Raw genomic sequence first — 17495 nt, 5'->3', positions numbered from 1 at the left:
GCCGCCACACCCCGGCCCGCCACCCCTGCCATGACCATCGCCGACCTCGCCCTCAAGCCCGTGGAATACGAACAGCCCGCCGATGCCGGCGGCGGCGCGTGCTCCACACGCCATGCCTGGGCCCGCGTGCCCGCCGAGCCGGCACCCGCCGAGCGCGCCGCGCTGAAAGACCGCATCCGCACCCTGCTGCGCGAGAAGAACGCCGTCATGGTGTCGCACTACTACGTCCACCCCGACCTGCAGGACTTGGCCGAGGAGACCGGCGGCCTGGTGAGCGACTCGCTGGAGATGGCGCGCTTCGGGCGCGACCATGCGGCGCAGACGCTGGTCGTCTCCGGCGTGCGCTTCATGGGCGAGACGGCCAAGATCCTCTCGCCCGAGAAGACCGTGCTCATGCCCGACCCGGACGCCACCTGCTCGCTCGACCTGGGCTGCCCCGCCGACGCCTTCAGCGCCTTCTGCGACCAGCACCCGGACCGCACCGTGGTCGTCTATGCCAACACCAGCGCCGCCGTGAAGGCGCGCGCCGACTGGCTGGTCACCTCCAGCTGCGCGCTGGAGATCGTCGCGGCCCTCAAGGCCGCGGGCCACAAGATCCTCTGGGCGCCCGACCGCCACCTGGGCGGCTACATCCAGCAGCAGACCGGCGCCGACATGCTGTTCTGGAACGGCGCCTGCATCGTGCATGACGAATTCAAGGCGCAGGAGCTGCTCGACCTGAAACGCCGGCACCCGGGCGCCAAGGTGCTGGTGCACCCCGAGAGCCCGGCCGACGTGGTGGCCCTGGCCGATGCCGTGGGCTCCACCAGCGCCATCCTCAAGGCCGCCCGCGAGCTGGACGCGAGCGAATTCATCGTCGCGACCGACAACGGCATGCTGCACAAGCTGCGCACGCTCAATCCGGGCAAGACCTTCCACGAAGCGCCCACCGCCGGCAACAGCGCCACCTGCAAGAGCTGCGCGCACTGCCCCTGGATGGCCATGAACGGCCTGGCCGACGTGGCCCGCGTGCTGGAAACCGGCGCCAATGCCGTCGAGGTGGACCCGGCCCTGATCCCGCGCGCGCGCCAGCCCATCGACCGCATGCTCGCCTTCACCGCCGCGCTCAAGAGCGGCCAGCCGGCCGGCGCGCTGGTGCCGCATCTGGGCGCCGCCTGACCGTTTGCTATTAAAAATATAGCTGCCTGCCCTGATGAATCCTGCGCTAGAGCCTGATTTCTCCCCCATCGCCCTGATCGATTTCGCCGACCCGCGCGCGCAGCACCTGCCGCGCCACAGCGCGCTGGCCGCGGCCGGCCGCCTGCGCCACGCCTTCGGCGCGCCGCGCCGGGTGCTGGCCGCCCGCACGCTGGCCGAGGTGCCCGCCGTGCTGCGCGAGGTGGATGCCGCCGCCCGCGCCGGCGCCTGGTGCGTGGGCGGCCTGCGCTACGAAGCCGCCGCCGCCTTCGACGCCGCGCTGCGCACCCATGCGCCGCAGGACGGCCAGGCGCTGGCCTGGTTCGCCGTGTTCGACGCGCCCGCGCCCTGGCCGGCCGAGGCGCCGCCCGTGGCGCACGAGCCCACGGTGGACTGGCATGGCGTGCCGGAGCGCGCGGCCTTCGAGGCGGCGCTGGCCGCCATCCACCAAGGCATCGCGGCGGGCGAGTACTACCAGGTCAACCACACCGCCCGGCTGAAGGGCCGCGTGCAGGCCGCGCCGGGCGCCGATGCCGCCGCCACCGCGCAGGCCTTCTTCGCCGCGCTGCAGCGCGCCCAGCCCGGCGGCTACGCGCTCAGCCTGGACATGGGCGCGGAGCAGGTGCTGTCGGTCTCGCCCGAGCTGTTCTTCGACTGGCAGGACGGGGGCGACGGCCAGGACGGCGGCACGCTGCTGGCCCGGCCCATGAAGGGCACGGCCCCGCGCGGCGCCACGCCCGAGGAAGACGCCGCCCGGGCCGCCGCCCTGCGCGCCAGCCCCAAGGAGCGGGCCGAGAACGTGATGATCGTGGACCTGCTGCGCAACGACCTCTCGCGCATCGCCACGCCGCACAGCGTGCGCGTGCCGGCGCTCTTCGCCACCCAGGCGCTGCCGGCCGTGTGGCAGATGACGTCCGACGTGCAGGGCCATACGCCGGCCGGCACCACGCTGGACCGGGTCTTCGCGGCGCTCTTTCCCTGCGGCTCCATCACCGGCGCGCCCAAGGTGCGCGCCATGCAGGCCATCCACGCGCTGGAAGACGGCCCGCGCGGCTGGTACTGCGGGGCCCTAGGCGTGGTGCGCCCTCGCGCCGGCGGCGGGCTGGCCGCCACCTTCAACGTGCCGATCCGCACCGTGGAGCTGCGCGGTCATGAAGCCCGCTGCGGCATCGGCAGCGGCATCACCCACGATGCGCAGGCCGAGCCCGAATGGCAGGAGTGGCAGCACAAGCGCGCCTTCCTCGTGCGCGCGAGCGAGCCCTTCGACATCCTCGAAACCCTGGCCCTGGTGGACGGCACCTTCCGCCACCGCGCCGACCATCTGGCGCGCATGGCCGCATCGGCCGCGCACTTCAACGTGCCGTGGGACGAGGCCCGCGTGGCCGCCTGCCTGCAGGCCCTGGCCGAGGCCCACCCGCAGGGGGCCTGGCGCGCGCGCCTGCTGCTGCGTGCCGACGGCATGCCGCGTGCCGAAGCCTTCGCGCTGGCGCCTGCCGCCACCGGCCCGGTGCGGCTGGCGCTGGCCGGCCGGCCGCTGCTGCAAGCGCATGGCGAATTCGTGCGCCACAAGACCACGCGCCGCGCCCACTACGCGGCCTTCGCGCCCGCGCCGGGCTCGGGCGTGTTCGATACCGTGCTCCACAACGCGGCGGGCGAAATCACCGAAGGCACCTTCGGCAACATCGCCGCGCAGCTGGACGACGGCCGCTGGATCACGCCGCCGCTCGCCTCGGGCCTGCTGCCCGGCGTGGGCCGTGCCGTGGCCCTGCGCGAAGGGCGGGTGGCCGAGGCCGTGCTGCGCCTGCAAGACCTGCCGCGCGTGCGCGCCTGGGCCTTCGTCAACAGCCTGCGGGGCTGGCTGCCGGCGGAGCTGGCCGCAGCACCTGCCGCTCCGCCTGCCGGTCCATGAACGCCTCCAGCGCACTCAGCACCGGCGCATAGCGCGCCGCATCGCCTTCGACGAACGCGAGCGCCGCGCAGGTGGCTTCCAGGGTCGATAGCTGGTGCGGAGCATGCGCGCGGCGGATGCGGCCGTAGCGGGCCGCGGGCAGATCCGGCGGCAGCGGCAGGCGCGGCAGGGCCTGCAGCAGCGGGTTGGCATAGAGCATCTTGCGGCTCTTGCGCCAGGTGCCGTCCAGCACCACCAGCCGCAGCGCGGCGGCATCGCCCGCCAGCCAGTGCGCGGGCAGCGGCGGCGGCGCGGCCAGCGGCAGGGCCGGGTCAGGCGGGGAGGGCGGGTAGAGCAGCACCGCCTGCGGCGCCGCTCCTGCCGGCGCGGTGGCGCCGGGCCAGCGGGCGGTGAGCCAGGCCTGCAGCGCGGCCGGCTCGAAGGTTTCGCCCACTTCCATGCGGCTGCGGGGCAGGCACAGGTGGAGCAGTCGCGCCGTGCCCTTGGCGTGGCCGGCCTCCAGCGGGTGCTGCAGGATCAGCACCTCGGCCCGGTGCGCCGCCGGCGCCGCGAGCGCGCAGAAGCAGGCGCTCGCCGGGCGCAGGCAGCCGGTGCAGCGCGGGCGCCGGGCGGCGGTCAGCGGCTCTCGAACCAGTTCTTCCACTGCGGCACGGCGGTGGCGAAGGTGCCCCGGTGGGTGGTCTTGCCGGTCGAGACGGCCTCGACGGCGGGGTTGCCCGCGCCCAGGGCCTGCGCATAGGTCTGCGCCATGCGGCCCACGCCGACGGTGATGGCCTCGTCGGTTTCGCCGTAGTAGTTGCGCACGGGCGACTTGATCACCCAGCGGTAGGACTGCGTGCCGGCGATGAGCTTGCCGAAGGCCGACTGCGCGAAGAACTGCGGGTCGAAGTATTCGGCCTTGATCAGCTTGTGCAGGTCGGTCGGGATCTGGCTGGGGTCGGTCAGCGTGCGGTCATAGGCCTTCTTGGCGGCTTCGTAGTAGGGCTCGTTGAACAGCGAGCGCGCCAGGCCGGGCACGCCGTAGTAGTTCTCGTACGAGAACGCCGAGAGGATGAAGATGCTGTTGAGCCAGACCGCGTCATAGGGGCGCGGGAAGCTCAGGAAACCCTGCATGGCGATGCCCAGGTCCAGCGGCGCGCTGGCCGTGGCGGCGCCGTTCACGGTGATGCCCGACTGCTCCAGCTTCTCCAGCAGGGCCATGGTCACGAAGCCGCCCTGCGACCAGCCGGCCAGGTAGAGCTTGCCCTGCTTGCGGCCCAGGTCGGCCATCACGCTCTGCGCGGCGGTGAGGAAGTCGAAGCAGGCCTGCTGGTGGCTGGCCTTGACCAGGTAGCCCTCGGGTTCGGTGGAGATGCCCATGCCGAAATAGTCGGCGCCCACCAGCGCATAGCCCTGGCCTGCGAACTGGGCGATCATGAGCTGCGTCTCGGTCGAGTTCTCGGGAAAGCCCGGCACTTCCTTGCGTCCATAGACCGTGCCGTGCTGGTAGGAGACCACGGGCAGCGTGGTGGGCTGGGGCGTGTCGGGCAGCGCGACCAGGCCGGAGGCCTCGATCGGCAGGTTGCCCTTTTCCGGCACCACCGAGCGGTAGGTGACGCGGTAGAGGTTCACGCCCGTGCGCGCCGGGGTGTAGGCCACGGTGATGCCGGCGAACTGCGGCATGGTCTGCGTCTGGATGGCGTTGAGCTTGGCGGCGTCCCAGTGGCCGATCCATTCGTAGCTCGTGGCACCGGCCAGGGTCTTGGGGCCCTGGGGCTGCGCCTGCTTCGTCGCCGGCATCGTGGCCTGGGCCTGCGCGTGGACAAGAGGGGCGGCGCAGGCCATGCATGCTGCGGCCAGCAGCGTCGTCAGGAATCTGGACACGAGAGGTTCTCCCAAGAAACGGCGGAGCGGCCCGGGCCTTGAGGGGCGGGCCGCCCGAGGATGGCGATCGCGCGGCGCGGCCCCATCGCATCGGCCCGCTGCCACGCACTTTTTTTCTGCAGCGGGCGGGCGTCTTGCGCGCCCTGCGTTCCGCTGTGTCTTCTCTGTCGGGTGTAAGAACGTGTTGACGATCCCCTGCGAGATCGTCAACACGTTCTAAGACGTCAGCAGCCTAACTCAGGCGATGGGCTGGGGGCAAACGCCATAGCGTGCGTGCGGCGAATGCGCGACAGGCCGGGAACGTGCGGTCGCGCCGTCAGGCCGCTGATCCGGTCAGAGCCGTTCCTTGGAGTACGAGGGGCGGTCCATGTCCACGATCTCGGCGCTCAGCTGCACCAGCACGCCCTCGGGCCGGGGCGCGAGGCGGCGCAGCACGTCGGCGATGCGGGTGGTCAGCTCCTTCTTGGCCTCGGGGCTGCGGCCCGACAGCAGGCGCAGCTGGGCGTGGATGAAGGCGCGGTTCGCGGGGGCGGTGCCGATCTCGAAGCGGCTCACGCGCACCAGGCGGGTCTTGAGGTCGGCCTCTTCCGGGATCTGCGGATGCGAGGCGACGGCGGCGTTCACGGCCTGCAGGACCTCGGCTTCCGGGAAGCCGGCGAGGTTGTCGGTGTATTCGATGGTCAGGTGCGGCATGGCGTCGTCGGCTCCAGGAAGGGGTGTCGGTCGGTCAATGGAAAGAGAAAGGGTGGCGCGTCACAGATCGAGCACGCAGCCGTCGCCCAGCGCATCGCGCCAGACGCGCACGCGGCTGGGCGCGGGCTGCATGTCGGCGAGATCCCGGGCGATGAAGACGCACAGGTTCTCCAGCGTGGCCGGGCCCAGGCCGGGTACTTCGTCGAGCAGGTGGTGGTCGAGCTGCTCGCGCAGGCGGTCGCAGCGCGCGCGCAGATGGCCCAGGTCGATCACCATGCCGCTGTCGGGATGGCGCGGGCCGGTGACCGAGATCTCGGCATGGTAGGTGTGGCCGTGGATGCGGCGGCTGCCTTCGGCCTCGATCTCGCGCTGCAGCGTGTGGGCGGCGTCGAAGAAGAAGCGTTGGTGGACGGTGAACTGCATGGTGCGAAAAACCAGGGAACAAAGATAGGAGTCGAGTGAAAGCGGCGCAAGGAGGCCAGCGAAGCGGTTCTGGCTAGGCGCCGCATCGCAGGCAGTAGCAACGCTACGACACGATGCGGCAACGACGCCGGAAGGGCTCCTTGCGCTGCTCCGCTAGCGGATGCCGGTGAGCTTGTGGGTCTGCAAACTCAGGCGCCACGCCGGGCGCTGCATGCAGGCCTCGATGCACAGCGCCGTGTTGGCGGCCTGGTCGGGCCCGTCCATGGGCTGCAGGAAGCGGTGGGTGAAGCGCGTCTGCGCCTCCAGCGCGGCCAGGTCGAACCCGGGCTGCGGCCAGACGAGCTTGAGCTCCTGCCCTTGGCGCTGCACCCAGTCGGCGCCGGCCTTGGGGCTGATGCACAGCCAGTCGATGCCGGCGGGCGCGGCCACGGTGCCGTTGCTCTCCACGGCGATGCGGAAGCGCCGCGCGTGCAGCGCATCGACCAGCGCGGCATCGACCTGCAGCAGCGGCTCGCCGCCGGTCAGCACCACCAGGCGGTGCTGCTCGTCGTGGGCGGGCCATTGCGCGGCGATCAGGTCGGCCAGCGCGTCGGCGGTGGCGAACTTGCCGCCCAGCGTGCCGTCGGTGCCGACGAAGTCGGTGTCGCAGAAGCGGCAGATGGCGCTGGCGCGGTCTTCCTCGCGGCCGCTCCAGAGGTTGCAGCCGGCGAAGCGGCAGAACACGGCGGGCGTGCCGGCCTGGCCGCCTTCGCCCTGCAGGGTGTAGAAGATTTCCTTGACGCTGTAGGTCATGCGAAGGCTTTCGGTGCGTGGGTCTGGCGCGTGGGCGAGAGTTCGGCCAGCGCGGCGATGAGGCGGGCCACATCGGCTTCGGTGTGCGCGGCCGAGAGGGCGATGCGCAGCCGCGCCGTGCCTTCGGGCACGGTGGGCGGGCGGATGGCGGGCACCCAGATGCCGCGCGCGCGCAGGCCTTCCATGACGGCCAGGGCCTCGGCGTTGGGGCCGATGAGCAGCGGCTGGATGGCGGTGCGCGAGGCGCCCAGCTGCCAGTGCGTGCCCTGCAGCACGGGCGCGAGGCCATCGCGCAGCTGCGCGATGCGGCCCTGCAGCTGGGTGCGCAGGGCGCTGCCGCGCTCGATCTGGTCCAGCGCGGCCTGCATGGCGCGGGCCAGCAGGGCGGGCGCGGCGGTGGCGAAGATGTAGCTGCGCGTCTTCTGCAGCAGCCATTCGATGAGTGCATCGCTGCCCGCGACGAAGCCGCCGGCCCCGCCTGCGGCCTTGCCCAGCGAGGCCATGTAGAGCACGCGCGGCGAGGCGTTGCGGCCGGCCAGGCCCGCTTCGGCCAGCACGCCGCGCCCCTGCGGGCCCAGCACGCCGAAGCCGTGCGAATCGTCGAGCAGCAGCAGCGCGTCGTGCGCTTCGCAGAGCGCCAGCAATGCGGGAATGTCGGCCACGTCGCCATCCATGCTGAACACCGAGTCGGTGACGACCAGCTTGCGCCGCGCGGTGCTGGCGGCCAGCAGGCGGCCCAGCGCGGGCAGGTCGGCGTGCGCGTAGCGGTGGATGGATGCGCGCGAGAGCCGGGCGCCGTCGATCAGGCAGGCATGGTTGAGCGCATCGGAAAAGAGCGCGTCGCCCTCGCCGATCAGCGCCGGCACGATGCCGGTGTTGGTGGCATAGCCGGAATAGAAATAGAGCGCGCGCGGCAGCTGCACGAAGTGGGCGAGGTCGGCTTCGAGCGCCGCGTTGGCCACGCTGTGCCCGCTCACCAGCGGCGAGGCGCCCGAGCCCACGCCGTATTCGCGCACGCCGTCGCAGGCGGCCAGCGACACGGCCGTGTGGCTGGCCAGGCCCAGGTAGTCGTTGCTGCAGAAGGCCAGCATGGGCTGGCCGTCCACTTCCAGGTGCGCGCCCTGCAGCGGGCGCACGGCGCGGCGGTGGCGGCGCAGGTGGGCGGCGTCCAGCGCGGCGATGCGCGCGGGGAACTCGTCCAGCCAGGAGGCGGTGGCGGCAGCGGTGGGCGGTGTCTTCGGGGTCATGTCCATTCGGGGGGCAGGTGGTAGCAGGCGGCCAGGGCGCGGGCGTCGGGGCTGGCATGGTGGGGCAGCTCGGCCAGCAGCGGGGCGCGCAGGTGCTGGCGCAGCCAGGCGATGTTGTCTTCGGGCGCCAGCATGCGCGGATCGACGCGGTTGGCGATCCAGCCGGCCAGCGTGAGGCCGCGCGCGCGGATGGCCTCGGCCGTCAGCGCCGCATGGTTGAGGCAGCCCAGCCGCAGGCCCACCACCAGCACCACGGGCAGGCCCAGGGCCTGGGCCAGGTCGGCGCCGGTGGCGGTGTCGGAGAGCGGCACGTGCCAGCCGCCCGCGCCCTCGACCACCACGGCATCGGCTCGCCCGGCCAGCTGCCGGTGGGCGCGCACGATCGTGCCGATGTCGATGGGGGCGCCGGCACGCTGCGCCGCGATGTGCGGCGAGAGCGGGTCGGGCAGCAGCACGGGGTTGTCCAGCTCGGGTGGCACGGCCAGGGTCGATGCGGCGCGCAGGGCCACCGCGTCTTCGTTGGTCAGCACGCCGTCGATGATCTCGGCCCCGGCCGCGACGGGCTTCATGCCCACCACGCGGGCATGGTGGCGCGCCAGCGCGTGCAGCAGCGCGGCGCTGGCCAGGCTCTTGCCCACGCCCGTGTCGGTGCCGGTGATGAAGCAGCCCCAGCTCATGGCAGGGCTCCTTCGCGGTGCTGGCCGATGCCGTGTGCTTCCTCGGCCAGCGTGGCCTCCAGCGCGGCCAGGGCCTGGGTGGCCAGGTGCTGCACTTCGGCCTCGTCCAGCACATAGGGCGGCATGGCGTAGAGCGTATTGCCGATGGGCCGCAGCACCAGGCCGCGGGCCATGGCGTGGCGGTGGTAGCGGCGGGCGAAGTCGGGCAGGGTGGTGTCCACGTCCCAGGCCCAGATCATGCCCAGCCGGCGTGCGTGGCGCACGCGCGGGTGGGCCGAAAGCGGCGCGCAGGCGGCGTCGATGGCGGCGGCGAGCTGCCGGTTGGCGGCCAGCGCGTCGGTGCTCTCGAACAGCTCCAGCGTGGCCAGCGCGGCGCGGCAGGCCAGCGGGTTGCCGGTGTAGGAGTGCGAGTGCAGGAAGCCCCGGGCTACGTCGTCGGCGTAGAAGGCGGCATAGACCGCATCGGTGGTCAGCACGGCCGACAGCGGCAGCGTGCCGCCCGTGAGGCCCTTGGAGAGGCAGATGAAATCCGGCCGGATGCCGGCCTGCTGGTGCGCGAACATCGTGCCGGTGCGGCCGAAGCCCACGGCGATCTCGTCGGCCACCAGGTGGACTTCGTAGCGGTCGCACAGGGCGCGGGCCAGGCGCAGGTATTCGGCATCGTGCATGGCCATGCCGGCGGCGCACTGCACCAGCGGCTCCAGGATCAGCGCGGCGGTGCTGGCGTGGTGCTCGGCCAGCCAGTCGCCCAGGGCGGCAGCGGCGCGGCGGGCGGCGTCCAGCGCGCTTTCGCCGGGACGGGCGCCGCGCGCATCGGGGCTGGGCACCACGTCGCCCAGGCGCACCAGCGGCGCGTAGGCCTCGCGGAAGAGGGGAATGTCGGTGACGGCCAGCGCGCCCACGGTCTCGCCGTGGTAGCCGCCGGCCAGGCCGATGAAGCGGCATTTCCCGGGCCGGCCCTGGTTGCGCCAGTAGTGGGCGCTCATCTTGAGGGCGATCTCGGTGGCGGCTGCGCCGTCGCTGCCGTAGAAGGCATGGCCCAGGCCGGTGAGGGCGGCCAGGCGCTCGGACAGTTCCACCACCGGCGCGTGGGTGAAGCCGGCCAGCATCACGTGGTCGAGCCGCGCCAGCTGGTCGGCCAGCGCCGCCTGGATGTGCGGGTGGCCGTGGCCGAACAGGTTGACCCACCAGGAGCTGATGCCGTCCAGGTAGCGGCGCCCGTCGGTGCCGTGCAGCCAGGGGCCTTGTGCCCGGGCGATGGCCACGGGCGGCTCGGCCTCGTGGCGCTTCATCTGGGTGCAGGGGTGCCAGACGCTGGCGAGGCTGCGGGCGGCAAGGGTGTCGGCCATGGGGGTGTGGGTGGTGGTTGTCAAAGCGGCTGCGTGGGCACGTGGTGGCGCAGCTCGGTCTGGCGGTTCTGCGCATCGACGAACACCAGCTGCGGCTGGTGCGTGGCGACCTGGTCTTCATGCACCTGCGCGAAGGCCGCGATGATGAGCAGGTCGCCCACGCTGGCGCGGCGCGCTGCCGAGCCGTTGACCGAGATCATGCCGCTGCCGCGCTGACCCTTGATGGCGTAGGTGATGAAGCGCTCGCCGTTGTTGATGTTCCAGATGTGGACCTGCTCGTTCTCGGCGATGTTGGCAGCGTCCAGCAGGTCTTCGTCGATGGCGCAGGAGCCTTCGTAGTGCAGCTCGCAGTGCGTGGCGGCGACGCGGTGGATCTTGGACTTGAGCAGGGTGCGGAACATGCGTGGGCCTCGATGGAAATAAGGAAGTGGTGGGGCGGCGGGCGGGGCGCTTTGCGTCAGCGCGCGCCGGGCACGAGGATGGTGGGCGCGGCCGGCGCGGCGCGCTCGGGCCAGTCGCGGCTGAAGTGCAGGCCGCGGCTTTCGTGGCGCATCTGGGCCGAGCGCACGATGAGTTCGGCCACCTGCACCAGGTTGCGCAGCTCCAGCAGGTCGCGCGAGACGTGGAAGTTCGCGTAGAACTCGGCGATCTCGGCCTGCAGCAACGCGATGCGGTGCGCGGCGCGCTCCAGCCGCTTGTCGGTGCGCACGATGCCCACGTAGTTCCACATGAAGTGGCGCAGCTCGCTCCAGTTGTGCGAGATGACCACGCACTCGTCGGCATCGGTCACGCGGCTGTCGTCCCAGGCGGGCAGCGTGGGCAAAGGTTGGGGCGTGGCCGCGGCGATGTGCTGCGCGGCGGCGCGGGCGAACACCATGCATTCGACCAGCGAGTTGCTGGCCAGCCGGTTGGCGCCGTGCAGGCCGGTGCAGGCGGTCTCGCCGATGGCGTAGAGGCCGGGCAGGTCGGTGCGGCCGGCCAGGTCGGTCAGCACGCCGCCGCAGGTGTAGTGCGCGGCGGGCACCACGGGGATGGGTTCGCGCGTGATGTCGATGCCCAGCTCGGCGCAGCGCGCCAGGATGTTGGGGAAGTGCTCCTGCAGGAAGGCCGGGCTCTGGTGCGAGATGTCCAGGTGCACGCAGTCCAGTCCGTGGGTCTTCATCTCGAAGTCGATGGCGCGGGCCACGATGTCGCGCGGGGCCAGCTCGGCGCGCTCGTCGTGCCGGGGCATGAAGCGGGCGCCCCCGGCGCTCGGGGGCAGCTTCAGCTGGCCGCCCTCGCCGCGCACCGCCTCGCTGATGAGGAAGGACTTGGCATGCGGGTGGTAGAGGCAGGTGGGGTGGAACTGGATGAACTCCAGGTTCGCCACGCGGCAGCCGGCGCGCCAGGCGGCGGCGATGCCGTCGCCCGTGGCGGTGTCGGGGTTGGTGGTGTAGAGGTACACCTTGCCCGCGCCGCCCGTCGCCAGGATGGTGTGCGGCGCGCGGAAGGTGTGGACTTCGTCCGTCGCCTCGTCAAGCACGTAGGCGCCCAGGCAGCGTTCGCCGCCGCTGGCCTTCAAGCCCAGCTTGCCGGCGCTGATGACGTCCACCAGCGTGTGCTGCTCGAAGAGCGTGATGCCGGGCGTGGCGCGCACCTGTTCGATCAGCGTGCGCTGCACGGCCGCGCCCGTGGCGTCGGCCGCATGCACGATGCGGCGCGCGCCGTGGCCGCCTTCGCGCGTGAGGTGCAGGGCGCCGCCGGCCTCCTCCAGCGAGAACGGCACGCCCAGCTGCTGCAGCCAGCGGATGGCGTCGGGCGCGTTCTCCACCACGAAGCGCGTGGCCGCCAGATCGCACAGGCCCGCGCCCGCCACCAGCGTGTCCTGCACATGGTCGTCCACGCTGTCGCCCTCGGCCAGCACGGCGGCGATGCCGCCCTGTGCCCAGCCGCTGGCGCCGTCCTGCAGCTGGCGCTTGGTGACCACCGCCACGCGGTGCGTGGGCGCCAGGTGCAGCGCGGCGCTGAGGCCGGCCAGGCCGCTGCCGATGATGAGAACGTCGAAGTCGTGTGAATGCATGGGTGCTTTCCGGAGACTGAGAAGCGGGCGCCGCCCGGTGCCGGGGCCGCCGTGGGGCGGGCCCGGCCAGGCCGCTGGCGGCGCGCGTCCCTCTCTCTTGCTCTTGCTTCAGGTGAGAGGGACGGCGCCGCGCGCGGCTCAGGGGCTGTTATGCCGGTACATAGGCGAGGCGGACGTAGATGGGCGCGAAGGCCTCGGCCTGGGTGATCTCGATCAGCGTTTCCTTGGCCAGCTCCAGCAGCGCGATGAAGGTCACCACCAGCACGGTGCTGCCCTGGGCGGGATCGAAGATGTCCTCGAACTCGATGAAGCGCTGGCCTTGCAGCCGCTTGAGCACGTGGCTCATGTATTCGCGCACCGAGAGTTCCTCGCGCGTGATGCGGTGGTGCTGCACCAGCCGGGCGCGCTTGATGATGTCGCGCCAGGCCTCCTGCAGATCGACCACGTGGACCTCGGGAAAGCGCGGCGCGAGGCTCTGCTCGATATAGACCTGCGCCTTGAGGAAGTCGCGCCCGTACTGCGGCAGCTGGCCCAGCTGCATGGCGGCGAGCTTCATCTGCTCGTATTCGAGCAGGCGGCGCACCAGCTCGGCGCGCGGGTCCTCGGGCTCGGCGCCGTCTTCCTGCTTCTTGGGCGGCAGCAGCATGCGCGACTTGATCTCGATCAGCATGGCCGCCATCAGCAGGTATTCGGCCGCCAGCTCCAGGTTGCGGTTGCGGATCTCGTCCACGTAGGCGAGGTACTGCCGCGTCACGCCCACCATGGGGATGTCGAGGATGTTGAAGTTCTGCTTGCGGATCAGGTAGAGCAGCAGGTCCAGCGGCCCCTCGAAGGCCTCCAGGAACACCTCCAGCGCATCGGGCGGGATGTAGAGGTCCTGCGGCAGCGCGAAGAGCGGCTCGCCGTAGAGCCGGGCCAGCGCCACCTGATCGACCACCTCGGGCATGCCGCGGCCCTCGCCCGCGGAGGGCAGGGCGGCCTCGCCAGCGTCGTGGCGGGAAGGGGGGGCTGCGCTGCTGGCTGCCATGGTGCTATGGTTTGAATAGCGGCTTGCGCCCTTGTGGCAAGGGCTGGCAGCCTGTGGGTTGCTTCAGTTTCAGGATCGTGTCTGGTACACGTAGGGCTGCTGCGCCACCTGGGCGGCGTCGTACTCTTCCCAGGCGCGGTGGTCCACCTGCTTGTCCCAGAGCAGGGCGCGGCCTTCGCGCTGCTGCACGTCCAGCTCGGGCTTGTCGGCCTTGAGCTTGTTGATGAACTGGGTGGCTTCGGACTGATAGTCGGGGCGGCGGAAGAAGGACATGGCGGCGTGCAGAGGATGTGTGGGGTCAGCGGTGGGAGCGCGCGATTTTAGGGCAACGCTGAACAAGCCTCCTCGCGGGGGCTGGGGGCGGCAGCGCCTCGGGGCAAGTCCCCCAGGCCCTCGGCACCGTCCGGGCGCGCTAGAGTGCGGCCTGGATTGACGAAAAAGGAAGACGACGCATGGACTTGCAAGGCTGGAAGCTCGCCGCCCTGGTGGCGGCCGTATTGGTGCTGCTGGGCGCACTGGCGGGCTGCGACCTGCAGCGCCTGAGCGAGCTGCAGGTGGGCACCTCCACCGAGGCCGACGTGCGCCAGCGCTTCGGCGAGCCCGAGCGCGTGTGGGACGAGCCCGGCGGCGCGCGCACCTTCGAATACAACCGCCAGCCCGCGGGCTCGGTCAACTACATGATCACCATCGGCCCCGACGGCCGCCTGGCCGCGCTGCGCCAGGTGCTGGCGCCGGCCGAATTCGCGCAGATCGTGCCCGGCATGACGGTGGACGAGGTGCGCCGCCGCCTGGGCAAGCCCATGAAGGTGATGACCTACGCCCTCAAGAACGAGACCGAGTGGGACTGGCGCTGGAACGACGGCGGCACCCAGCCCATGATCTTCACGGCCGTGTTCGGCAGCGACGGGCGCGTGCTGCGCAGCGGCAGCGCGATCGAGATCCAGCAAGGGGGCCGCTGATGCGCGCTGGCCTGGCCCGCCGCTTGCATGGCTGCGGCACCATGCCCTCAGCCGCCTGCCCTGCCTTCTCGCCCTCCCGCTCCGTGACGCCATGACCCAGCCCGCGACCCCCATGCCCCACGCCACCCCCTCGCTGCGCCACGGCCACTACGAAGACGCCCAGGCGCTCTTCGCCGGCACGCTCTTCGTGGCCATGGCGCTGATGCTGTTCAGCCAGGCGGGGCTGCTCATCGGCAGCACGGCGGGCATCGCCTTCCTGCTGCACTACGTGACCGGCATCTCCTTCGGCAAGCTGTTCTTCGTCATCAACCTGCCGTTCTACTGGTTCGCCTGGACGCGCATGGGCCGCGAATTCACCGTGAAGACCTTTCTGTCGGTGGCGCTGCTGTCGGTGCTGACCGAGCTGTTCCCGCACGTGATGCACGTGGACTACCTCAACCCGCTCTTCGCCGCCGTGCTGGGCGGGCTGCTGCTGGGCACGGGCTGCCTGTTCCTGGCGCGCCACAGGTCCAGCCTGGGCGGGGCCACCATCGTCTCGCTCTACCTGCAGCAAAGCCACGGCATCCGCGCCGGCAAGGTGCAGATGGCGATCGACTGCGTGGTGGTGCTGCTGGCGCTCTTCGTGGTGCCGCCCGAGCGCGTGGCCTATTCGGTGCTGGCGGTGCTGGTGATGAGCGGTTTCCTGTGGATCAGCCACCGCCCGGGCCGCTACGTCGGGCACTGAGAACGTGAACACGTTCTGAGAGGGCGGCCCGCGCAAGCCTTCCGGCGCCGTCGCCGCAGCGCTGCCGCTGGTGTCTGCGATACGGCGCCTGGCCGCTCGGTGCTTCAGTGCTTCAGGAGCCCGCCGGCCGGATGGACTCGTGCACCTGGATGCCGCTGTTGTCCGAGCTGCCGCCCGTGACCGCGTCGGCCGCCATGCCCACGCCCTTGCCCACGATCTTGACCGTGCCCACCGCCGCATCGGCCGCCAGCCCGACGGCGCTGGCCGTGACGCTCACGGCCGTGCTGGCCACGGTGACCACGGTGCAGCCGGAGACGAGCCCGGCCAGGGCGGTGGTCGCCACGGCCGGGGCGAGCAGGCTTTGCCGCATGCGGCGCAAGAGAGTGGGGCGCATGGGGCGGGCCTGAGGAGTGGAAGGACGAAGGCGGGGCGCGGTGGTGCGGGCGCTCTCAGCGCACGCGCATGCCGGGCGTGGCGCCGGGCAGGGGTTCGAGCACGTAGATGCCGGGATGGGCCTTCTCGTCGCCGTGGCTCGCGGCCAGCACCATGCCTTCGCTGATGCCGAACTTCATCTTGCGCGGCGCCAGGTTGGCGACCATCACCGTGTGCTTGCCGATCAGGTCGGCCGGCTGGTAGGCGCTGGCGATGCCGCTGAAGACGTTGCGGTGGCGGCCCTCGCCCGCGTCCAGCGTCAGGCGCAGCAGCTTGGTGGAGCCCTCGACCGGCTCGCAGTTCACGATCAGCGCGATGCGCAGGTCGATCTTGGCGAAGTCGTCGATGGTGATGGTGGGCGCGATCTCCTCGCCGCCGGGGTGGGTCGAAGCTGCTACGGTTTCAGTAGCGGCCTGCGCAGGCGCAGCCTGGGTTGGAGCCTCAAACAGCGCTTCGAGCTGCTCGGGCGTCACGCGCTGCATCAGATGCTGGTAGGGCTGGATGGACTGCACGTCGCCGGCCACGGCCCACTGCTGCATGCTCTGGCCCACGAAGCCTTCCACGGCCTGCGCCAGGCCCGGCAGCACCGGCGCCAGGTAGCGCGTGAGCGCGGCGAAGGCGTTGACCAGCACCGAGCAGACCTGGTGCAGGGCCTGGTTGTTGGCCGGGTCCTTGGCGAGGTCCCAGGGCTTGTTCTGATCGACGTAGGCGTTGACCTTGTCGGCCAGCAGCATGATCTCGCGCGTGGCGCGGCCGTATTCGCGGCCCTCGTACATCTGCGCCAGGGCGTCGCCCGCGCTGCGCACCTCGGCCAGCAGCGCGCTGCCGGCGGGGCCGAAGTCGCTGGTGAGCTGGCCTTCGAAGCGCTTGGTCAGGAAGCCCGCGGCCCGGCTGGCGATGTTGACGTACTTGCCGATCAGGTCGCTGTTGACGCGCAGCATGAAGTCTTCGGCGTTGAAGTCGATGTCTTCGTTGCGGGCGCTGAGCTTGGCGGCCAGGTAGTAGCGCAGCCATTCGGCGTTCATGCCCAGGCGCAGGTACTTGAGCGGGTCCAGGCCGGTGCCGCGGCTCTTGCTCATCTTCTCGCCGTTGTTGACGGTGAGGAAGCCGTGCACGAACACGTTGTCCGGCGTCTTGCGGCCCGAGAAGTGCAGCATCGCCGGCCAGAACAGCGTGTGGAAGGTGACGATGTCCTTGCCGATGAAGTGGTACTGCTCGGTGTCGGGCGCGGCCATGTATTCGTCGAAGCTGCGCGTGTCGCCGTGCTTCGCCTTCGGGCCGCCCTTGTCGAACCAGTTCTTGAGCGCGGCCAGGTAGCCCACGGGCGCGTCCAGCCAGACGTAGAAGTACTTGCCCGGCGCGTCGGGGATCTCGATGCCGAAGTAGGGCGCGTCGCGGCTGATGTCCCAGTCGCCCAGGCCTTCGCTGGTGGTGCCGTCCGGGTTGGTGCGGACGGTGAACCATTCGCGGATCTTGTTGGCGACTTCGGGCTGCAGCTTGCCGTCCTGCGTCCAGCGTTCCAGGAACTGCACGCAGCGCGGGTCGGAGAGCTTGAAGAAGAAGTGCTCCGATGTCTTCAGCTCGGGCCTGGCGCCCGAGAGGGCCGAGAAGGGCTCGATCAGGTCGGTGGGCGCATAGACGGAGCCGCAGACCTCGCAGTTGTCGCCGTACTGGTCCTTGGCGTGGCACTTGGGGCATTCGCCCTTGATGTAGCGGTCGGGCAGGAACATGTTCTTCTCGGGGTCGAAGAACTGTTCGATGGTGCGCACCTCGATCAGGCTGCCGCCCTGGTCGGCGGAGACGTCGCGCAGGTCGCGGTAGATCTGGCGCGCCAGCTCGGTGTTTTCGGGCGAGTGGGTGCTGTACCAGTTGTCGTGGCTGATGTGGAAGCCGTCCAGGTACTGCTTGCGGCCGGCGGCGATGTCGGCCACGAACTGCTCGGGCGTCTTGCCGGCCTTTTCGGCGGCGATCATGATCGGCGCGCCGTGCGTGTCGTCGGCACCCATGAAGTTCACCGCTTGGCCCCGCATGCGCTGGAATCGCACCCAGATGTCGGCCTGGATGTATTCCATGATGTGGCCGATGTGGAAGTTGCCGTTGGCGTAGGGCAGGGCGGTGGTGACGAAGAGGTGGCGTGCAGACATCAGGGGCTGGCTTTCTGGGGA

General features: G+C 71.1%; 18 protein-coding genes. 4 read left to right on the top strand and 14 right to left on the bottom strand.

Annotation, left to right across the window (positions count from 1 at the left end; translation table 11 throughout):
- Nucleotides 1-30: 30 nt before the first annotated feature.
- Both nadA and BM070_RS05670 read left to right on the top strand, forming a co-directional pair.
- Nucleotides 31-1158 carry a quinolinate synthase NadA gene (gene nadA, locus BM070_RS05675; protein WP_092938424.1) on the top strand — a complete coding sequence of 376 codons (1128 nt, stop codon included), beginning with the start codon at nucleotides 31-33 and terminating at the stop codon, nucleotides 1156-1158.
- A 34-nt stretch (nucleotides 1159-1192) separates the two neighbouring features.
- Nucleotides 1193-3085, top strand: coding sequence for a chorismate-binding protein (locus BM070_RS05670; RefSeq protein ID WP_092938422.1), 1893 nt, complete (start codon nucleotides 1193-1195; stop codon nucleotides 3083-3085).
- On the opposite strand, the gene BM070_RS05665 is transcribed toward BM070_RS05670, so the two are convergent.
- The 12 genes from BM070_RS05665 to BM070_RS05610 form a co-directional block, all read right to left on the bottom strand.
- Nucleotides 3015-3728: a DTW domain-containing protein gene (locus BM070_RS05665; RefSeq protein WP_434803165.1), complete on the bottom strand. Its 714-nt coding sequence runs from the start codon at nucleotides 3726-3728 to the stop codon at nucleotides 3015-3017. The two genes, BM070_RS05670 and BM070_RS05665, sit on opposite strands and share 71 nt — an antisense overlap.
- Nucleotides 3701-4948 carry an alpha/beta hydrolase family protein gene (locus tag BM070_RS05660; protein ID WP_245785115.1) on the bottom strand — a complete coding sequence of 416 codons (1248 nt, stop codon included), beginning with the start codon at nucleotides 4946-4948 and terminating at the stop codon, nucleotides 3701-3703. Before BM070_RS05660 ends, BM070_RS05665 begins: the two co-directional genes overlap by 28 nt.
- 333 nt (nucleotides 4949-5281) lie before the next feature.
- On the bottom strand, nucleotides 5282-5641 hold the full coding sequence (locus BM070_RS05655; RefSeq protein ID WP_092938418.1) for a 5-carboxymethyl-2-hydroxymuconate Delta-isomerase: 360 nt from the start codon (nucleotides 5639-5641) through the stop codon (nucleotides 5282-5284).
- 60 nt (nucleotides 5642-5701) lie between these two features.
- Entirely contained in the window at nucleotides 5702-6064 is a 363-nt protein-coding gene (locus BM070_RS05650) for a 6-pyruvoyl trahydropterin synthase family protein (protein ID WP_092938416.1), read from the bottom strand.
- 153 nt (nucleotides 6065-6217) lie between these two features.
- Nucleotides 6218-6856 carry a 7-carboxy-7-deazaguanine synthase gene (queE, locus tag BM070_RS05645; protein ID WP_092938414.1) on the bottom strand — a complete coding sequence of 213 codons (639 nt, stop codon included), beginning with the start codon at nucleotides 6854-6856 and terminating at the stop codon, nucleotides 6218-6220.
- A complete protein-coding gene (bioF, locus tag BM070_RS05640; RefSeq protein WP_092938903.1) occupies nucleotides 6853-8103 on the bottom strand; it encodes an 8-amino-7-oxononanoate synthase in 1251 nt (416 codons plus the stop codon). The genes queE and bioF overlap by 4 nt, the downstream gene beginning before the upstream one ends.
- Nucleotides 8100-8780, bottom strand: a complete 681-nt coding sequence (gene bioD, locus BM070_RS05635) for a dethiobiotin synthase (protein ID WP_092938412.1) — start codon at nucleotides 8778-8780, stop codon at nucleotides 8100-8102. Before bioD ends, bioF begins: the two co-directional genes overlap by 4 nt.
- On the bottom strand, nucleotides 8777-10129 hold the full coding sequence (bioA, locus tag BM070_RS05630) for an adenosylmethionine--8-amino-7-oxononanoate transaminase (RefSeq protein ID WP_092938410.1): 1353 nt from the start codon (nucleotides 10127-10129) through the stop codon (nucleotides 8777-8779). Before bioA ends, bioD begins: the two co-directional genes overlap by 4 nt.
- Nucleotides 10130-10149: 20 nt before the next feature.
- The gene (gene panD, locus BM070_RS05625; protein WP_092938407.1) at nucleotides 10150-10530 is read right to left on the bottom strand and encodes an aspartate 1-decarboxylase; all 381 of its coding nucleotides are present in this window, start codon (nucleotides 10528-10530) and stop codon (nucleotides 10150-10152) included.
- A 56-nt stretch (nucleotides 10531-10586) separates the two neighbouring features.
- On the bottom strand, nucleotides 10587-12188 hold the full coding sequence (gene nadB / locus BM070_RS05620; RefSeq protein ID WP_092938405.1) for an L-aspartate oxidase: 1602 nt from the start codon (nucleotides 12186-12188) through the stop codon (nucleotides 10587-10589).
- A gap of 148 nt (nucleotides 12189-12336) precedes the next feature.
- On the bottom strand, nucleotides 12337-13134 hold the full coding sequence (locus tag BM070_RS05615; RefSeq protein WP_245785128.1) for a segregation and condensation protein A: 798 nt from the start codon (nucleotides 13132-13134) through the stop codon (nucleotides 12337-12339).
- 150 nt (nucleotides 13135-13284) lie between these two features.
- Complete coding sequence (locus tag BM070_RS05610; RefSeq protein ID WP_092938401.1) at nucleotides 13285-13488, bottom strand: DUF3460 family protein; 204 nt, start codon at nucleotides 13486-13488, stop codon at nucleotides 13285-13287.
- A gap of 179 nt (nucleotides 13489-13667) precedes the next feature.
- Between BM070_RS05610 and BM070_RS05605 the strand changes: the two genes are divergently transcribed.
- The gene (locus BM070_RS05605; RefSeq protein WP_092938399.1) at nucleotides 13668-14174 is read left to right on the top strand and encodes an outer membrane protein assembly factor BamE; all 507 of its coding nucleotides are present in this window, start codon (nucleotides 13668-13670) and stop codon (nucleotides 14172-14174) included.
- Between the two features lie 91 nt (nucleotides 14175-14265).
- Nucleotides 14266-14898, top strand: coding sequence for a YitT family protein (locus BM070_RS05600; RefSeq protein WP_092938397.1), 633 nt, complete (start codon nucleotides 14266-14268; stop codon nucleotides 14896-14898).
- Nucleotides 14899-15010: 112 nt separating this feature from the next.
- Here BM070_RS05600 and BM070_RS05595 read toward each other — a convergent pair whose 3' ends face one another.
- Nucleotides 15011-15268 carry a hypothetical protein gene (locus BM070_RS05595; RefSeq protein WP_092938901.1) on the bottom strand — a complete coding sequence of 86 codons (258 nt, stop codon included), beginning with the start codon at nucleotides 15266-15268 and terminating at the stop codon, nucleotides 15011-15013.
- Between the two features lie 79 nt (nucleotides 15269-15347).
- On the bottom strand, nucleotides 15348-17474 hold the full coding sequence (gene metG / locus BM070_RS05590) for a methionine--tRNA ligase (protein ID WP_092938395.1): 2127 nt from the start codon (nucleotides 17472-17474) through the stop codon (nucleotides 15348-15350).
- Nucleotides 17475-17495 lie beyond the last annotated feature (21 nt).

The sequence above is a fragment of the Paracidovorax wautersii genome (assembly GCF_900113035.1).
Classification (GTDB): domain Bacteria; phylum Pseudomonadota; class Gammaproteobacteria; order Burkholderiales; family Burkholderiaceae_C; genus Paracidovorax; species Paracidovorax wautersii.
This window is presented reverse-complemented; position numbering and strand designations above follow the sequence as displayed.